We start from the raw sequence: 15,006 nt of genomic DNA on the forward strand, positions 1-15,006 counted from the left end.
GCCATGAAACCGCAGCAGGGGTCTATCTACACTTTACAATTTATTTTACTATGCCTGAGTAATGCACTTTTTTCGGCGAGCTTCAACATGATGATCCCCGAATTACCGGCTTACCTCACACAGTTGGGTGGCGCCGATTACAAGGGATATATTATCGGTTTATTTACTTTGATGGCGGGCTTGTCCAGGCCATTCAGCGGTAAATTATCCGATACGGTTGGCCGTGTACCGGTAATGGTATTCGGCTCATTAGTCTGTGTAATATGTAGTTTGCTGTACCCCCTGGTTAGTTCCGTGTTTGCTTTCCTGCTGCTCCGTTTCTTCCATGGATTTTCTACAGGATTCAAACCTACCGGCACCTCTGCCTATGTTGCGGATATTGTTCCGTTCAACAGGAGGGGGGAAGCAATGGGCATCGTGGGGCTGTTCAGTACCATCGGCATGTCGTTGGGGCCGTCGATCGGCGGACTGATTTCCAATCTATGGGGTGTGCAAACGATGTTCCAGTCTTCGGCCATGTTCGCTTTGCTGTCGGTCGTAATATTAGTCGGCAGCATGCGTGAAACCTTGGAAAACAAGCAACGCTTTTCATTTAAATTATTAAAAGTATCGAAGAACGAGATATTCGAACCCCTGGTAATTGCCCCGATGGTTGTGACTTGCCTGACCTATGTAAGTTACGGTGCGCTATTAACCATCATCCCGGATTTTAGTGAGCATCTCGGTGTGGCCAACAAGGGATTATTTTTTACATTTTTCACGGCTAGTTCAATCGGGATAAGACTTTTGGCCGGGAAAGCATCTGATAAATACGGCCGCGTGCCCGTATTAAAAATCGCTGCAACGGTAATGGCTTTATCCATGTTAATGCTGGCCTATGCCAATTCTGCTACTTTGCTATTGGCAGCCGCACTCGTGTATGGTATGGCCTTGGGACTCACGGCGCCAACCACGGCCGCCTGGACGATCGACCTCGGCAACCCGCAACATAAAGGAAGGGCCTTGGCAAGTATGTATATAGCATTGGAAGTAGGTATCGGCTTCGGGGCATATTTAAGCGCCTTTATTTTCCATAATGACCCGAAATATTTTACACTAACATTCTTGGTGAATGCCGTAATTAATATTGCTGCCAGTATTTACCTGGTGGCTATCCGCCCGACAAAATACACGAAAGCCGCGTTCAGGTACGTGAGCAATAAAGATAAGATGAAATAGGGGCATGGTTTGCCTATGCCTGCAATCCTCTTTCAAACATGATTTTATTTAAGAAGATGGCCGCGATAGAAGCAGCGCGATGTTTTGCCAGGCTGGCTTTCTCACCATCAAAATGGTCATCAATAGTTTGAACGAACAGGCTGATCCAGCGTTCAAAATGATCTTCTCCAACGGGGAGGTGCCTGTGATGGGCAAAAGGATTCCCTACGTATTCAGAATTTCCAAATAAGATTCCCTGCCAGAATTTGTACATCTTGGCCAGGTGGGCAGGCCATTGATCTGCTGCTATTTTACTGTTAAAGATCGGGCCGATCAGGTCATCTTTTTGCACGCGGCCATAGAAGGCATTTACAAACGTTTCCACATCGGCCTTAGTCAAAATATCACCTTTCATGGTACAAATTTCCGGCAATAGCTCCGCTTGGGAAATGATTTACATCAATAATGGCAAATTTATGGCTTAAGATGACGGGCAAAACCAATCTCATCACGGTTCTCATTGAGCCATTGCAGGATTTCGTCGAGAAATTTCTCCACGTGATTGTTAATCGTCTGATCATCAATCTCTTCCGGCTCCAAGGTTTCCAAAGTTTGATTTTGAGCCGGCCCTTCTTCCAAACCTTCGATCAAAGGCATTGAAATCCAAGCAACAATCTGCCCATTGCGGGTTTGAGAGAATGATAAGAAGCCGCCGATCTGCATTTTATTGATAACATTAATCGGGGACTTTTCCATGATACCGCTCGGGATCGGGTTAAAGCTGATAAATACCGATTCCAGGTTGACTAACATATCATTCAAGTTCACCGACCAATCTAGCTTAATCTTCTCCGTAATTTCCTGTAACTTATTCATTAACAAAGGTTTTGTCGCCGTTTGCCACGATTGTCTACGCTGTTCAACCTTTTCAAATGACCCGGCTAATTCGGCCGCTAATTTTTCAATAGATTCTGTTGCCATAGATGCTGATGTATTAGTTAAGAACATTCTATTCTATTCAATTTAGTTATTCTACCAAACAAATGATACTTATTTTTAAGCCCTAGCTCTAAATACCTGGAGAGGAACAAAGGTAGTGGAAATCAGAAGTTTAATTTAAATCATAAATAGTAATTATCTTTTGCAAAAATTCTATATGCGAATCAAGGTGATATTATTATTGGCCTGCTGCTTTTTTACAGCCCGTTCTTTTGCGCAGCATCCGGAAGAAGCCAAGATCAAATCGATCTTACAAGTGCAAAATGTTGCCTGGAATAAAGGCGATATCGATGCTTTCATGGAGCCGTATTGGCATTCAGATTCCCTGATGTTTATCGGGAAAAGCGGCGTTACTTACGGTTGGCAAGCCACCTTGGACAACTACAAACGTTCCTATCCCGATGCTGATGCCATGGGAAAACTGACGTTCACTTTCGTGCAATTCAAGCCCTTGGATAGCAAGCACTATTTCGTAGTTGGCAAATGGCACCTGGCCCGATCTATCGGTGATGTGGGCGGACATTTTACCTTGTTATGGGAAAAAATTAACGGGCGCTGGGTCATTATTGCGGATCATAGCAGCTAAAATTCTTCATCATTCTTAGCCCCCGGGCCCAATGAATATAGGAAACTGCTTATTAAAGTTTGAACAAGGCTAAACAACAAGGCCCACCAAAAGCCGTCCACGCGGAAACCATCTATTAATTCGCTGGCAATCAAGATGATAATAGCGTTAATAACGAAAATGAATAGCCCCAACGTAAAAACAGTTATCGGCAGCGTGAGTATCAATAAAACGGGTTTCACCAAGAGATTTAATATCGCCAATACGAAGGCAAGCAATAAGGCTGTTATGAATGAATCCAATTCTACACCGGGAAGTATATATTGCGTTATAAGTGCCGCCAAGGCTGATATTAGGATACGTAACAAGAAATTCATAAACAATATATTTTTGCGATTGTAGCCCGGGATCATGATCCATTGCTGTTCGAAACCGGGTTGTTCGTGTTTGGGCTTTAGAATATTATTTCGAAATAACCTGAAACACTTGCTAGTTCGAGTTTCCAAGCTCGGCCCCCCATGTGGAACAACATTCAACTGATAGAACATCTTGTTCAGCAGCATTCGGATTCCAACAATTGGCAGTTCGTGGTGCAAGGAGTAAATACTATTTCGTTTCCTGTGCAATTGCAACTGTCCTCAATCGTGCGTTGATCCGGGCTTGGAAAAACCTTTGGATTACAATCCCGGGCAACCGGAATTAAACAACAATCAATTCATAAAAATCTGTTTTATTTAAATATTGTTGTGCTAATTGCTGGATTTCTTCAGCGGTAATATTCTTAATTACCTCGATATTTTTATAAAAATAATTCTCATCTAAATCATTCAATATCAAGTTTTTCCATCGCTGAATCACTTGAAAGGCGCCATCTAAATCACCCAGGGTCAGCCCTAGCATATAATTTCTCACCAGGCTCAGCTCGTCTTCCGGCACCAGCTCGGTTTTCATTCTTTCCATTTCATGGTACACTTCCGTGATGGTGGCTTCACATACATCGCGACCGGCTTCGGTAGAAATATTCAACGCGCCGATTTGCCTGAAGTTATAAACCTGCGAATGAATACCGTAAGTATATCCTTTATCCTCGCGGATGTTACTCATCAACCTGGAACCGAAATACCCGCCGAATATCGTATTCATGAAGCGGATTTTAAAGAAATCGGGATGGTAACGATTCGGCATTGGGCGTGCGATCCTAACGGCGCCCTGTACGCCATTTTCATCATTTACAACCCGGTACAACTTCTCTTGTGCCGGCTGGATGGGTAGATCTTTACGAACGATCTCCGATTTTCCGTTCCACTGGTCGGCACCGAAAAATTCGTTGAGCAGTGCGATAAAATTAGCGGGGAAGTTCCCGGCTAAAAAGATTTTACAATTGTTGTACGTATAATGTTGCTTGTAAAAGGCTTTCAGCGTTTCGCTCTGCAAAGCGTCATAAGCCTCCACGCTGCTCACGCGTCCATAAGGGTGGAAGCTACCGAACAAGTATTGATCGATATACCTATTGGCCAGGAAATCGCATTTCTGCAAACTAACGGCCAAGCGCTGCTTCATGATCTGTTTAAAGATGACTAATTCATCTTCCGGGAACACGGGGTCCAGGATCACTTCTTGCAGGATGGGCATTAAATCGGCAAAATGCTTGGTCATGCAATGCAGGGAATAGGTACCGTGTTCATGATGCAGGCTCCTGTTGAGGTAAGCGCCGTAATATTCAATATTTTCATTAATGTCTAAAGCGGTATGCTTGCTGCTACCGTTTTTCATCAGGTAGTTGGTAGCAAAAGCTTGTTGTCCTTGGGTTTCAAACCAACTACCACCGGGAAACACCAACTCCATCTGGATGGTGTCTTGTTCTTTAGATGGAACCACGTATACGGGAATTCCATTATCCAAAGTATATTTCTCGTATGGTTTCAGCGTCAGTTCAAAGTCTACTGCATCTTTAAACGCAGGTGCTTGGCTTCTATTTAGCGTCATTATAATTTCCTTTCATTAAAATTTATCCATCAACAAAAACTAGCTAATGGAGCCATCGGCATAATAATACAACGTGTTGGTATTGTTGGGGTTGAAAATAATTTTAGATTGTTCGAGGATATCTTCCACGGTAACTTTCTCATAATTTTCGAACTCGTTGTTCATCAGGTTGATATCACCTAGTAATTCGTAGAACGCCAGGTTATTGGCCCGGCTCATCAGGCTCATGTCTTCAAAAGCCAACATGCTTTCCACGCGGTTTTTCACCTTGTTCAATTCCCTTTCCGGGATGATGGTTTCCTGCAATTTTTGCAGTTCCGCATTGAGCGCTTTCTCGGCATCTTCCATCTTCACACCTTTTACCAATTTACCTTCAATGAGAAATAGCCCGGCATCGTTTGAACCGTAATGGTAGGCTTCTATATTACTGAAAAGTTGCTGTTCTTTTACAAGGGATTGATGCAAACGGGAAGAGGAGCCGCCGCTTAATACATCAGAAACCAGGTCGGCCGCGTAATACCTCGGGTCCAGCCTAGAATAAATATGAAAAGCTTTGTACAAGGCGTCCAGTGGCACTTTCGCTTTCATTTCCTTGCTTCTCGGCGCAGTTTGCGTTGGCTCTTGCGGTAAATGGCGTTCGTATTTTTCCCCTGCGGGAATATCCCCAAACCATTTTTCTGCCAGTTGTTTTACCTGTTCGGTGGTAACATTCCCGGCAACACAAAGCACGGCATTTACAGGGCGGTAATGTTTGAAGAAGAAATCCTTGACATCCTGCAACCTGGCATTTTCAATATGCGAGAGCTCCTTACCGATCGTCATCCACTTATAGGGGTGCGTTGTATAAGCCAATGCTCTCAAGTTAGCATGTACATCCCCGTAAGGTTTATTGATATAATGCTCCTTGAACTCTTCACAAACGACTTTCCTTTGTACTTCCAGGCTCTTTTCGGAGAATGCCAAAGAAAGCATCCGGTCACTTTCCAACCAGAAGGCGGTTTCAATATTTTCTGCCGGGAGCTGGATATAGTAATTGGTAAAATCGTTGGTGGTATAGGCGTTGTTTTCTCCTCCGGCCATTTGCAGCGGTTCGTCATATTCAGGGATATTGATCGAGCCGCCGAACATTAAATGTTCAAAAAGGTGCGCGAAGCCCGTTTTTTCCGGGTTTTCATCGCGGGCGCCTACGTCATACATCACATCTAAAACGGCCATTGGCGTGGTATGGTCTTCGTGTACAATCACCCTCAAGCCATTATCCAAAGTAAATTTATTAAAGTGAATCATATTTGATAATCGTTCAAATTCATGAGCAAATACATCCTAACAAAGCTATATATCCTTATTTTTCAGCCATTTCCGGCCAATTCATCCTATAAAAATAAGAACAATTATCCTTAACAAACAAATTGCCCTACAGGATACTCTTAATAAACAATTTTATCAGCATTAATTCCCCATCTCTCCTGATGAGCAGGGTTGGTTTTGAACCGACATGCTTCAGTTGATCCCGGTAGGTCTGTAGATTATTACTAAAATTATTGTTAACCGCTAAAACGAGATCGCCTCTTTTAAACCCTGCTTTTTCTGCCGGCGAGCCCTTGATGATATCCGTGACCACGATATTATCATCGATCAGGTAAATGATTAATCCCGTGTAAGAATAATCAAATGGATCCCGGAAGTGTGTATTGGGCAAAAGATATATTTCCTTCTTGTCGTAATTGATCGTAAGGTTAAAGCGGCGGAGCAAGTCATTTCCCAACATACCGGCCAGGAAAGGGTACGCGGTGATATTCGTTACATCGTTGAATAAGTATGTAGGGATATTCCTGAAAGTGTAAGGCCCCACTTTTATCTCCTTCATGGTTGTTAAAAACATGCTCATTTTTCCGCCCAGGCCTTGCGCTTCGGTGGGAATCAGTTTTTTCTTCTTCTTCGGTAACAGCATACTATCGGTTACAAAATCCATACTCATCAATAAACACATCCCGGCGCCGGTATCGAAATAGAACCTCCCCCGGACATCCCGTTTCGAATTTCTCAGCGGGGCATATACTATCGGGATAAAGTTGATGGCTGGCTTCAGTAAATAGCCGCCCCGTTCGTATTCAAATTTCCCCTTGTTAAATATCCTGATCTCCTCCTTATCATAATCAACTTCCACGATATACCGGCTCAACAGGCTGTAACCCATGATCCCGTCTACCCGTATACCGTAAACCTGGCTGATCAATTCGTAGTCATTAACATGAAAATCCAAGCTGTCTACGTCTAAACCCGGCAAATGCAAGGTTTGATTCTCAGCAAACCAAACGTTCTTTGATGCCACCAGGCCCCTGACAATCTTATCAGAAGGGTGGAGGGGAACACCGAGCCTTACGGCCGTAAAGGTATCCAGCGAGATCCCTGCGCTACCGGTATCGAGGATAAATTGCAAGGTGTCATTATAATTGCTCAGCTTGGCAAATATCACGACGACCCCGCCGTAAAATTGTTTGAACTTGAACTTTGTTATCAACTGGGCATCTTGCTGTGGCGTTGAGGGCGTTTGGGATTTACATAGGTAAGGCATAAACACCAGTAAGACCAAGGCGCAGCCGGTTAGTACCAGTCGTTGTAGTTTTTTATAACGCATAAGGAAGCACGAATTTCGTCGTGTTACATAAATTTAACATTTATGTAATAGCAAAACATCAATTTATCAAATAAAAACAGATTTGTATGTCAATTAATTTATTCTAATCGGGTTCGCTATTATCGACCCTGTACATATTAAAAATAACTTGCTTGTAATTACTCCTGCTAAAACCCTACCTTTGTTGATATTAAGGTTCAAAGGATGAAACTGGAAGAATTATATCGCAAGGCACAAAACTTCGAGTTTTTGTCGGCAGAAGAAGGAATATACTTGTTTCAACATGCCCCTTTAGCGCAGTTAATGCAAGTTGCCGATGAATTGCGGAAAAAACAGGTGCCGCATGGTAAAGTAACCTGGCAAATAGACAGGAACGTAAATACTACCAACGTTTGCATTGCCAATTGTAAGTTTTGTAACTTCTACCGCATACCGGGACACCCGGAGGCTTATATTACCGGTTTAGATGAATATAAAGTCAAGATCGAGGAAACCTTGAAATACGGCGGAGATCAATTGCTGCTGCAAGGCGGCCACCACCCGGAACTAGGTTTATCTTTCTATGTAGATACGTTCAAGCAGCTCAAACAGTTGTATCCCAATGTGAAATTGCACGCCCTCGGTCCCCCGGAAGTGGCACATATCACCAAACTGGAGAAGAGTACGCATACCGAGGTGCTGAAAGCATTGCAGGAAGCAGGTTTGGATAGTTTGCCGGGAGCGGGCGCCGAAATCCTCAACGATAGGGTAAGGCGGCTGGTGTCGAAAGGGAAATGCGGTGCACAAGAATGGTTGGACGTGATGCGTGCAGCCCATAAGTTGAATATCCCGACAAGCGCCACCATGATGTTCGGCCACGTGGAAACCCTGGAAGAACGGTTTCAACATTTCGTGGATATCCGGCAGGTTCAAAGTGAAAAACCGGAAGGTCATTACGGCTTCACGGCATTCATCCCCTGGACTTTCCAAGATGTAGATACTTTGCTCGCCCGGATCCGCGGCGTACATAATATGACTACCGCCGAAGAATATATCCGCATGATCGCGATGAGCCGTATCATGCTGCCGAATATTAAAAATATACAGGCCAGTTGGTTAACGGTAGGTAAAGCCGTAGCACAAATTTGCTTGCATGGAGGAGCTAATGATTTCGGCTCCATCATGATTGAAGAAAACGTGGTAAGCGCTGCCGGTGCACCGCATAGATTTACATACAAATCGATGCAGGATGCCATCCGTGAGGCCGGTTTCGAGCCACAGTTACGCACTCAACTATACACTTTCCGCGAATTACCGGAAAACATACAAGAGCAGATTATCAATTATTAAGGATTTTTTCCCGATCATATTTTTCAGGGGTTTATAGATTTTATAATCTGTAAACCCTTTCATTTTAAATTTACTTGGATTCCTTACCCTGTCAAGGACATAAGCGAAGGATGATCTATTCAGCCCCGCCAACAAAACCGTGGAACTACGCACTGTTGATAGCGAAGTCATACAGTAGTACAAAAGCTGGATCGAGCGATCAAATTGGCGGCCGTGATGGCCAATTTGTGCCCTTTTTTGGTGCTTTTTTGGGCAAGCAAAAAAGTACAAAGAAATGTGCAGGTGGACATTGGATCGAACTTTTGAGGCGGCGATAATTTTTTCATTGAAAATTTTAGTCGGACAATAATGTCCATTTATTCTAAATAGCGCTTTTTTCGAATACCTTAACATTTAGCCCAAATTAATGTTAAAGCATTGATTCCCATGTTACTTTCCCTTTCCAGATTACGTCTAACCATTAAGAAATCAATTTTTGGTTCGATAAAAAAGGAGGAATTATGAAGCTGACATTACGGGGTGTTTGGATGATGGCCATCAGCATGATTGTTTTATCCGCTTGTAGCAGCACCAAGATCACCTCTTCCTGGAAACAAGAAGGCGCTACTATTCAAAAAGATCACAAAGTGATGGTACTTGCCCTGATCCCCAACAAAGAAGGCGGCCTGAGAGCCCAGATTGAAAATGAGATGGTGGCCGAATTACAAGCGAAGGGGTATAACGCCATTTCTGCATACCAGTCCTTGGGCCCCGATGCCTTTAAAAACACCGATGAAAAAAGCGCCTTGCGACAAATGGATCGCCAAGGAATTGAAAATGTGATGACCGTGGTATTGCTCGATAAGTCCAAGGAGAAAAATTATGTGCCGGGCAGGGGGTATGGCCCCGGTTTCCCGTTCTACCCATATTACGGTAGGTTTTGGAATTATTACGGGTTCATGTACAACCGTGTTTACGATCCGGGATATTATACCGTTGATACGAAGTATTTCTTAGAAGGCAACCTCTACGATCTACAGAACAATATGCTCTTGTACTCCGTACAAACACAATCATTCGACCCATCATCTACCGCCCGGTTTGCCGTGGTGTATAGCAAGAAAGTAGCAAAAGATATGTTCAAACAAGGCTTGATATCAAGAAAGTAGGAGAGATGGTTTTCATAACCAAGCGATACAATTATCGATGTGAGTTTAATGAAAAGGGGATCGGACGGATCCCCTTTTATTTTATCTTGTAAACAAATTTCTCTGTAAGTTTACCCGGACTATGATTAATATTCATATCAGTGAACAATTAGAGCTCAAACAATTGGAGTTAAAAGACGCCCCGGCCTTATTTGCGTTGATTGATCGTTCACGCAAATCGCTCCGTCGTTTTTTACCTTGGGTAGATTATAATACTAAGCTCCAACATTCTGAAAATTTCATCAAAACCATGCTCCGAAAAGCCGATGAGCTCAGCGACTTCGCCTTCGGCATTTGGTACGACAAACAGCTTTGCGGGGTAATCGACCTGCACGACTGGAGTAAAATCTTACAAATTGCCGAGATCGGTTATTGGATTGACAACGAGTTCACCGGAAAGGGAATTGCCAGGGCCAGTTGTAAAGGATTGCTGGATTACGCTTTCACCGAATTAAAACTTAATAAGGTCGAGATCCGTTTCGCACTGGAGAATGTCCGTAGCGCCAAAATACCCATAAAACTTGGCTTCCGGAGAGAAGGAACGATACGCGAGAGCGCTAAATTACACGGTACATATATTGACATCGTGGTAATGGGAATGCTTAAAAAAGATTGGCTTTTATTATATCCTCCCAAAAAATAAAGGCTGACAATAACACTTGCCAGCCCAATAAGTATTTCAACAAAAAGGTGGGTTATACATCACATAAATGTACGGCCTCTTCCAATGACTTCAACTTATCCTTGTGCTTAGGAATAAATTCCTGTGCCACGAAGCCTTTAAACCCTGTATCTACGATAGCTTGCATGATAGCAGGATAATACAATTCCTGGCTGAAGTCTATCTCGTTCCTACCGGGCACACCGCCTGTATGATAATGAGAAATGTATTGATGGTGATCACGGATCGTCCTGATAACATCGCCCTCCATAATTTGCATATGGTAAATATCGTATAGCAACTTGAATCGCTCAGAGCCGATAGCTTTCGCTAAAGCCACGCCCCATTCTGTATGATCGCATTGGTAATCGTGATGATCTACTTTACTGTTTAACAGCTCCATCACCACGGTTACGTTCTTTTGCTCGGCATAAGACATGATCTTTTTTAAGCCCTCGGCACAATTTTTCAAACCCTGTTCGTCATCCAGCCCGGCGCGGTTCCCTGAAAAGCAGATCACTTGTTTATACCCGGCTTTAGAAGTTTCATCGATCAGGTATTTATAATATTCGATCAATGGCTCGTGGTGTTCCCTCCTGTTCCAACCCTTGGGAATGCCCCAATCTTTATTAATGCTTGCCACGATCGCCACTTCCATATCATTCGCTTTCATGGTAGGAAAATCCTTAACATCGATCAGGTCAATGGCATGTAAACCCATTTTCTTGGAAGCCTTGCACAGCTCATCCAAAGAAATGCCGCTATAACACCACGCACAAACCGAATGATGGATATTACCTTTCAAGGAGGTTTTGTCTTTCCTGGATTCCTTTGCAGAAGCTCCGGAAGTCAATGAACTTAACGTGGAAGTTGCAAGTGCCATAGTCGCTACTTTTTTAATCGCATCCCTGCGGGAATTTTTTTCTTGCATGTTGACAAAGATTGTGGCTTGAATTTAACCCAAATTAATGGTGTATGCAATACTCTTATTATAAAAACAACCTTTCCCGGTCAACAATTCGCTAGGGGTATGCTTTCCAAGGAAAGTTTTCAAATCTACGCAAAATATTTGCAGTGTTAAAGCTTAAATGGTTAAGGATACGTGATTTACCCTTTTTGGGTGTAATTGCATCAATTTTGGTAAGCTATTTGTTATAATAATAGTATCAAATTATTGAGTATGCGTAAAAAATTTACCCCACATCTCGGTTTGTGCATTCTATTGGATCTCGTGGGTTGCGCCAGCTATATATTCCCGGTATTGGGTGAGGTTAGCGACGTAATTTGGGCTCCCATTGCTGCCATAATTTATTACAGGATGTTTAAAGGTCCCTTGGGAACATTCGGAAGTATGTTTACGTTCATCGAGGAATTATTCCCCGGATCGGATGTATTGCCCAGCTTCACATTAGGCTGGTTGATTCAATACGCTTTCAATAGAAGCAAAGGTGTTTCAACCGTAAATGCCTCTAAGTAAGCTAGTAGCTCCGAATGCTAGTAGCGCCGGCCGATCGTCTTACCCTCGGGCCGCTACCGGTCATTGACTTCCCGTTAAACCTCCGTATATAATACACGAAGGAAAGCATAAAGTAACGCTTCAATACATCCGTACGAACATCCTCCAAATAGTTTTCGTTCGTGATGCGCCGTACGCTCGTGTTCTGATTAAGGATATCGTATGCCGAGAATTTCAGCTCACCTTGATTTCCTTTCAATATATTTTTATAAATATAGCCGTTCAGCAAGGTATTGTTTTGATCAAAGCCCCTTGCTTGGCCGCTTGTAGCCATATACTTGACGCTGCTACCCAGGTGAATTTCCCAGGGCAAGGTAACATCCGCTGTGAATTGCGCCCCGTACGACAGGTAATTTTGATTATTATCCGGTTGTAAAGAATAATTGGCTTGGTTCCAGGTCGCATTCACGCTGCCGTTTAATTCCAACTTCTCTTCTATTAAAAGATTGATGCTTAAATTTTCACCGACAGATAAGTTATTGGTAAAGTTCTTTTCACCGTTCAGGAAACTAACATTGCGGCTATAAGCGCTGTTAGTCCTGGCATTTATACGGGTCTTTAACTTTTTAAAATAGAAAGTATTGGTTACATAGCCATTCAAGTTGAAACTGCCATTGACATTTTCAGGCTTCGAGTATTGCACCCCGGTTTCATCGAAGGTGGTCCTGTTAACGATCTTATTCATAGTCGCCGTACCCGATAGGCCGAGGAAAATCCCCGTCTGTTTGTCCAGGTTAAAGGCATTATAACTCAAGTTCATCGCGTGGGTAAAGGAAGGTTTCAGATCCGGGTTTCCCGTTTGAATATACAAGCTGTTACTGCGATCAATTACAGGCTGCAACTGCTCCAAGCTGGGTTGCATGGTATTACCGTTATAGGTAATGTTAAGACGGCGGTTATTACCCAGGTCAAAATTCGCCATTGCCAGCGGAGAGAAATTCAATGTATGTTGTTGTGAAACCGTATCCTTGGTGATATTATCGCTCGACAGGTCATTGTACTGTAATTTCAAGCCCAAGGTAAAGTCCGTTTTATCCAAGCTTTTACGGATATTCAAGCCGGCACGATGCACATTTGTAAGGTTATGATAGTTATTACTCAAGCTATCAACCTTATCCGTATATCCTTCCGATTCCTTGCTCCAGTTATACGTACCCCGATCCGTTTCAGTAGCACGGGTATCGTATGAATACTGGCTTTCCAGGAAGAAATCATTTTTCAGCGGCTGCACGTAAGTGAGCCTGAGCGAGAGATTACTACTGTTGCTATTATTCTGATTCTGCTGCCGGGTAGAGTCTAATTTTACCTGGTTCGTACTATCAAGCAACAAACGGTTGTTTTCCAGCAAGCCGGTACCTTCAGTGTTATTTCCGGACCAATCTACGGAAGCTGTAAAGATTCTTCCCTGTTGACGGAACTTTTTTCTGTATAGCAAGTTGGCAGCGCCTTGGGTTGTTTTATTGTTATTAGAAGTTAAATCCGTTCCCTGGTTTCTAATGGTATTGGATATACTTGAAATCTGAAAATTGTTAATACTCCTACCGGTACCGTCACCGAAGCTAAAAGATGGTTTGAATTTCAAGGTTTGGGTACTATCGATTTCATATTCAAAGTTCAATGAGAACCTGTGGTTGACCCTGTTATTTTCAGAAACCCTGCTGGAAGCATTGTATTTGGTGGAGTCAACAGAAATATATTCCTTCAAGCTTTCACTTCCGTATTGATTAAAATTTTTAGAATAAGCATACCCGCCGTTTACACGCAATTTTTTTGTTAGCTGATCTGAATAGTTGACCATGTAATTGGTGTTCTTGAGGATGCCGGGGCTGGTGTTACCGAAATTATTTGGGTTCACGTTATTGGTACCGCCGATCAAGCTGATCTGCTTATCCCCTGAAAAGAGGTTCAAGTTTGCATTTACATTATATCTTTTTTCATCGCCACCGGCTATACCCACAGAGCCGAAAGTGCCTTTCTTCTTATCTTTCTTAATTACCAGGTTAAGCGCTTTTAACCTTTGCCCATCTTGCACGCCGGAATCCTCTGCCTGTTGTGATTTTTTATCGATCATCTGAACTTTATCGACTATTTCCGCGGGCAATATCTTGGCGAGTTCCTGGATGTCATCAGTGAAAAAAGGTTTACCGTCAACTAATATAGAAGTCAACTTCTCCCCGTTGAAAGTAAAGGTACCATCGGGATTCACTTCGAGCCCGGGCAGCTTCTTCAGAAGTTCTTCCAAAGCGGCATTAGGTGCGGTTTTGAAAGAACCGGCATTGAACTCAACCGTATCTTTTTTAACAACAATCGGTGGAATTTGCTGAACGATTTCCACCCCTCCTAACTGGATATTTTTAACGCCGAGCATAATATTTCCAAGAGCAACTTTACGGGTTGTATCGCTGATCGCTAGCGGGGTCTCGTAAACATTATACCCCATAAACATCACCTTGATAGCCGAAGTGTCCGAGTAATTAAAGTTTAAGTTGAAATACCCGTCCTCAGATGTAAGGACATGTTGCAAAACGGAAGCGTCTTTCTTAAGCAATAATACCACTGTTGCCCCCGGCAAAGCTTCCCTGGAAGCTGAATCCAAAACGCGCCCGGAAACACGTACCTCTCTTTGTTGCGATGATGCAGAAAGGGAAACAAAAATTATTGCTAAAAAAACTACTAAACTTTTCATGAGGCGCTAAAACCGTGTCTTTAATCTAATGTTTATGCTATTTACCCGGGTTAATCAATTGAATCTTCCCATGGATTTCCAGGTTTGAAAAACCACGGGATTTGAACAGCATGAGCTAGGTATCAATATATGGAAGCCTTACGCGGCTTGAATTTCATTGGTTAGACGATACTTAGTTGTAAGCTGGTTTTCGAAACAATTTTATCAAGTTACTGATATTCCCTGTTGTGAAATTGCAGTAT

At 43.0% G+C, this 15,006-nt stretch carries 14 protein-coding genes; 6 read left to right on the top strand and 8 right to left on the bottom strand.

The window, feature by feature from the left end:
- Positions 1-3: 3 nt before the first annotated feature.
- Positions 4-1,218 carry an MFS transporter gene (locus tag COR50_RS04930; protein ID WP_098192964.1) on the top strand — a complete coding sequence of 405 codons (1,215 nt, stop codon included), beginning with the start codon at positions 4-6 and terminating at the stop codon, positions 1,216-1,218.
- 13 nt (positions 1,219-1,231) lie between these two features.
- On the opposite strand, the gene COR50_RS04935 is transcribed toward COR50_RS04930, so the two are convergent.
- Positions 1,232-1,612: a group III truncated hemoglobin gene (locus COR50_RS04935; protein WP_098192965.1), complete on the bottom strand. Its 381-nt coding sequence runs from the start codon at positions 1,610-1,612 to the stop codon at positions 1,232-1,234.
- 59 nt (positions 1,613-1,671) lie between these two features.
- Complete coding sequence (locus tag COR50_RS04940) at positions 1,672-2,178, bottom strand: hypothetical protein (protein ID WP_198405780.1); 507 nt, start codon at positions 2,176-2,178, stop codon at positions 1,672-1,674.
- Positions 2,179-2,353: 175 nt separating this feature from the next.
- Here COR50_RS04940 and COR50_RS04945 point away from each other — a divergent pair, with 175 nt between their 5' ends.
- The gene (locus COR50_RS04945; protein ID WP_098192967.1) at positions 2,354-2,782 is read left to right on the top strand and encodes a YybH family protein; all 429 of its coding nucleotides are present in this window, start codon (positions 2,354-2,356) and stop codon (positions 2,780-2,782) included.
- Here COR50_RS04945 and COR50_RS04950 read toward each other — a convergent pair.
- The 4 genes from COR50_RS04950 to COR50_RS04965 all read right to left on the bottom strand — a co-directional run bounded on the left by COR50_RS04950 (position 2,779) and on the right by COR50_RS04965 (position 7,385).
- Positions 2,779-3,138 (bottom strand): phage holin family protein, encoded by a 360-nt coding sequence (locus COR50_RS04950; protein WP_098196099.1) that lies wholly within the window; start codon positions 3,136-3,138, stop codon positions 2,779-2,781. The two genes, COR50_RS04945 and COR50_RS04950, sit on opposite strands and share 4 nt — an antisense overlap.
- A 322-nt stretch (positions 3,139-3,460) precedes the next feature.
- Positions 3,461-4,747, bottom strand: a complete 1,287-nt coding sequence (locus COR50_RS04955) for a M16 family metallopeptidase (RefSeq protein WP_098192968.1) — start codon at positions 4,745-4,747, stop codon at positions 3,461-3,463.
- Positions 4,748-4,786: 39 nt separating this feature from the next.
- Positions 4,787-6,034, bottom strand: a complete 1,248-nt coding sequence (locus COR50_RS04960) for a M16 family metallopeptidase (RefSeq protein WP_098192969.1) — start codon at positions 6,032-6,034, stop codon at positions 4,787-4,789.
- Positions 6,035-6,161: 127 nt separating this feature from the next.
- A complete protein-coding gene (locus COR50_RS04965; RefSeq protein WP_232516274.1) occupies positions 6,162-7,385 on the bottom strand; it encodes an aspartyl protease family protein in 1,224 nt (407 codons plus the stop codon).
- A gap of 204 nt (positions 7,386-7,589) precedes the next feature.
- Here COR50_RS04965 and mqnC point away from each other — a divergent pair, with 204 nt between their 5' ends.
- The 3 genes from mqnC (at position 7,590) to COR50_RS04980 (ending at position 10,544) form a co-directional block, all read left to right on the top strand.
- Entirely contained in the window at positions 7,590-8,714 is a 1,125-nt protein-coding gene (mqnC, locus tag COR50_RS04970; RefSeq protein ID WP_098192970.1) for a cyclic dehypoxanthinyl futalosine synthase, read from the top strand.
- 500 nt (positions 8,715-9,214) lie between these two features.
- Positions 9,215-9,862, top strand: coding sequence for a hypothetical protein (locus COR50_RS04975; RefSeq protein WP_098192971.1), 648 nt, complete (start codon positions 9,215-9,217; stop codon positions 9,860-9,862).
- Between the two features lie 121 nt (positions 9,863-9,983).
- A complete protein-coding gene (locus tag COR50_RS04980) occupies positions 9,984-10,544 on the top strand; it encodes a GNAT family N-acetyltransferase (protein ID WP_098192972.1) in 561 nt (186 codons plus the stop codon).
- Positions 10,545-10,596: 52 nt separating this feature from the next.
- Here COR50_RS04980 and COR50_RS04985 read toward each other — a convergent pair whose 3' ends face one another.
- Entirely contained in the window at positions 10,597-11,493 is an 897-nt protein-coding gene (locus COR50_RS04985; RefSeq protein ID WP_098192973.1) for a hydroxypyruvate isomerase family protein, read from the bottom strand.
- Positions 11,494-11,742: 249 nt separating this feature from the next.
- Here COR50_RS04985 and COR50_RS04990 point away from each other — a divergent pair, with 249 nt between their 5' ends.
- Positions 11,743-12,039, top strand: coding sequence for a hypothetical protein (locus tag COR50_RS04990; RefSeq protein WP_098192974.1), 297 nt, complete (start codon positions 11,743-11,745; stop codon positions 12,037-12,039).
- A gap of 1 nt (position 12,040) precedes the next feature.
- Here the strand turns inward: COR50_RS04990 and COR50_RS04995 are convergent, their stop codons facing one another.
- Positions 12,041-14,764, bottom strand: coding sequence for an outer membrane beta-barrel family protein (locus tag COR50_RS04995; RefSeq protein WP_098192975.1), 2,724 nt, complete (start codon positions 14,762-14,764; stop codon positions 12,041-12,043).
- Positions 14,765-15,006 lie beyond the last annotated feature (242 nt).

Origin of the sequence: Chitinophaga caeni (genome assembly GCF_002557795.1) — a bacterium.
Taxonomy (GTDB): domain Bacteria; phylum Bacteroidota; class Bacteroidia; order Chitinophagales; family Chitinophagaceae; genus Chitinophaga; species Chitinophaga caeni.

Coding starts and splice junctions, on each gene's coding strand:
- COR50_RS04930 (WP_098192964.1), top strand. CDS start 4: ATGAAACCGCAGCAGGGGTCTATCTACACTTTACAATTTATTTTACTA.
- COR50_RS04935 (WP_098192965.1), bottom strand. CDS start 1,612: ATGAAAGGTGATATTTTGACTAAGGCCGATGTGGAAACGTTTGTAAAT.
- COR50_RS04940 (WP_198405780.1), bottom strand. CDS start 2,178: ATGGCAACAGAATCTATTGAAAAATTAGCGGCCGAATTAGCCGGGTCA.
- COR50_RS04945 (WP_098192967.1), top strand. CDS start 2,354: ATGCGAATCAAGGTGATATTATTATTGGCCTGCTGCTTTTTTACAGCC.
- COR50_RS04950 (WP_098196099.1), bottom strand. CDS start 3,138: ATGAATTTCTTGTTACGTATCCTAATATCAGCCTTGGCGGCACTTATA.
- COR50_RS04955 (WP_098192968.1), bottom strand. CDS start 4,747: ATGACGCTAAATAGAAGCCAAGCACCTGCGTTTAAAGATGCAGTAGAC.
- COR50_RS04960 (WP_098192969.1), bottom strand. CDS start 6,034: ATGATTCACTTTAATAAATTTACTTTGGATAATGGCTTGAGGGTGATT.
- COR50_RS04965 (WP_232516274.1), bottom strand. CDS start 7,385: ATGCGTTATAAAAAACTACAACGACTGGTACTAACCGGCTGCGCCTTG.
- mqnC (WP_098192970.1), top strand. CDS start 7,590: ATGAAACTGGAAGAATTATATCGCAAGGCACAAAACTTCGAGTTTTTG.
- COR50_RS04975 (WP_098192971.1), top strand. CDS start 9,215: ATGAAGCTGACATTACGGGGTGTTTGGATGATGGCCATCAGCATGATT.
- COR50_RS04980 (WP_098192972.1), top strand. CDS start 9,984: ATGATTAATATTCATATCAGTGAACAATTAGAGCTCAAACAATTGGAG.
- COR50_RS04985 (WP_098192973.1), bottom strand. CDS start 11,493: ATGCAAGAAAAAAATTCCCGCAGGGATGCGATTAAAAAAGTAGCGACT.
- COR50_RS04990 (WP_098192974.1), top strand. CDS start 11,743: ATGCGTAAAAAATTTACCCCACATCTCGGTTTGTGCATTCTATTGGAT.
- COR50_RS04995 (WP_098192975.1), bottom strand. CDS start 14,764: ATGAAAAGTTTAGTAGTTTTTTTAGCAATAATTTTTGTTTCCCTTTCT.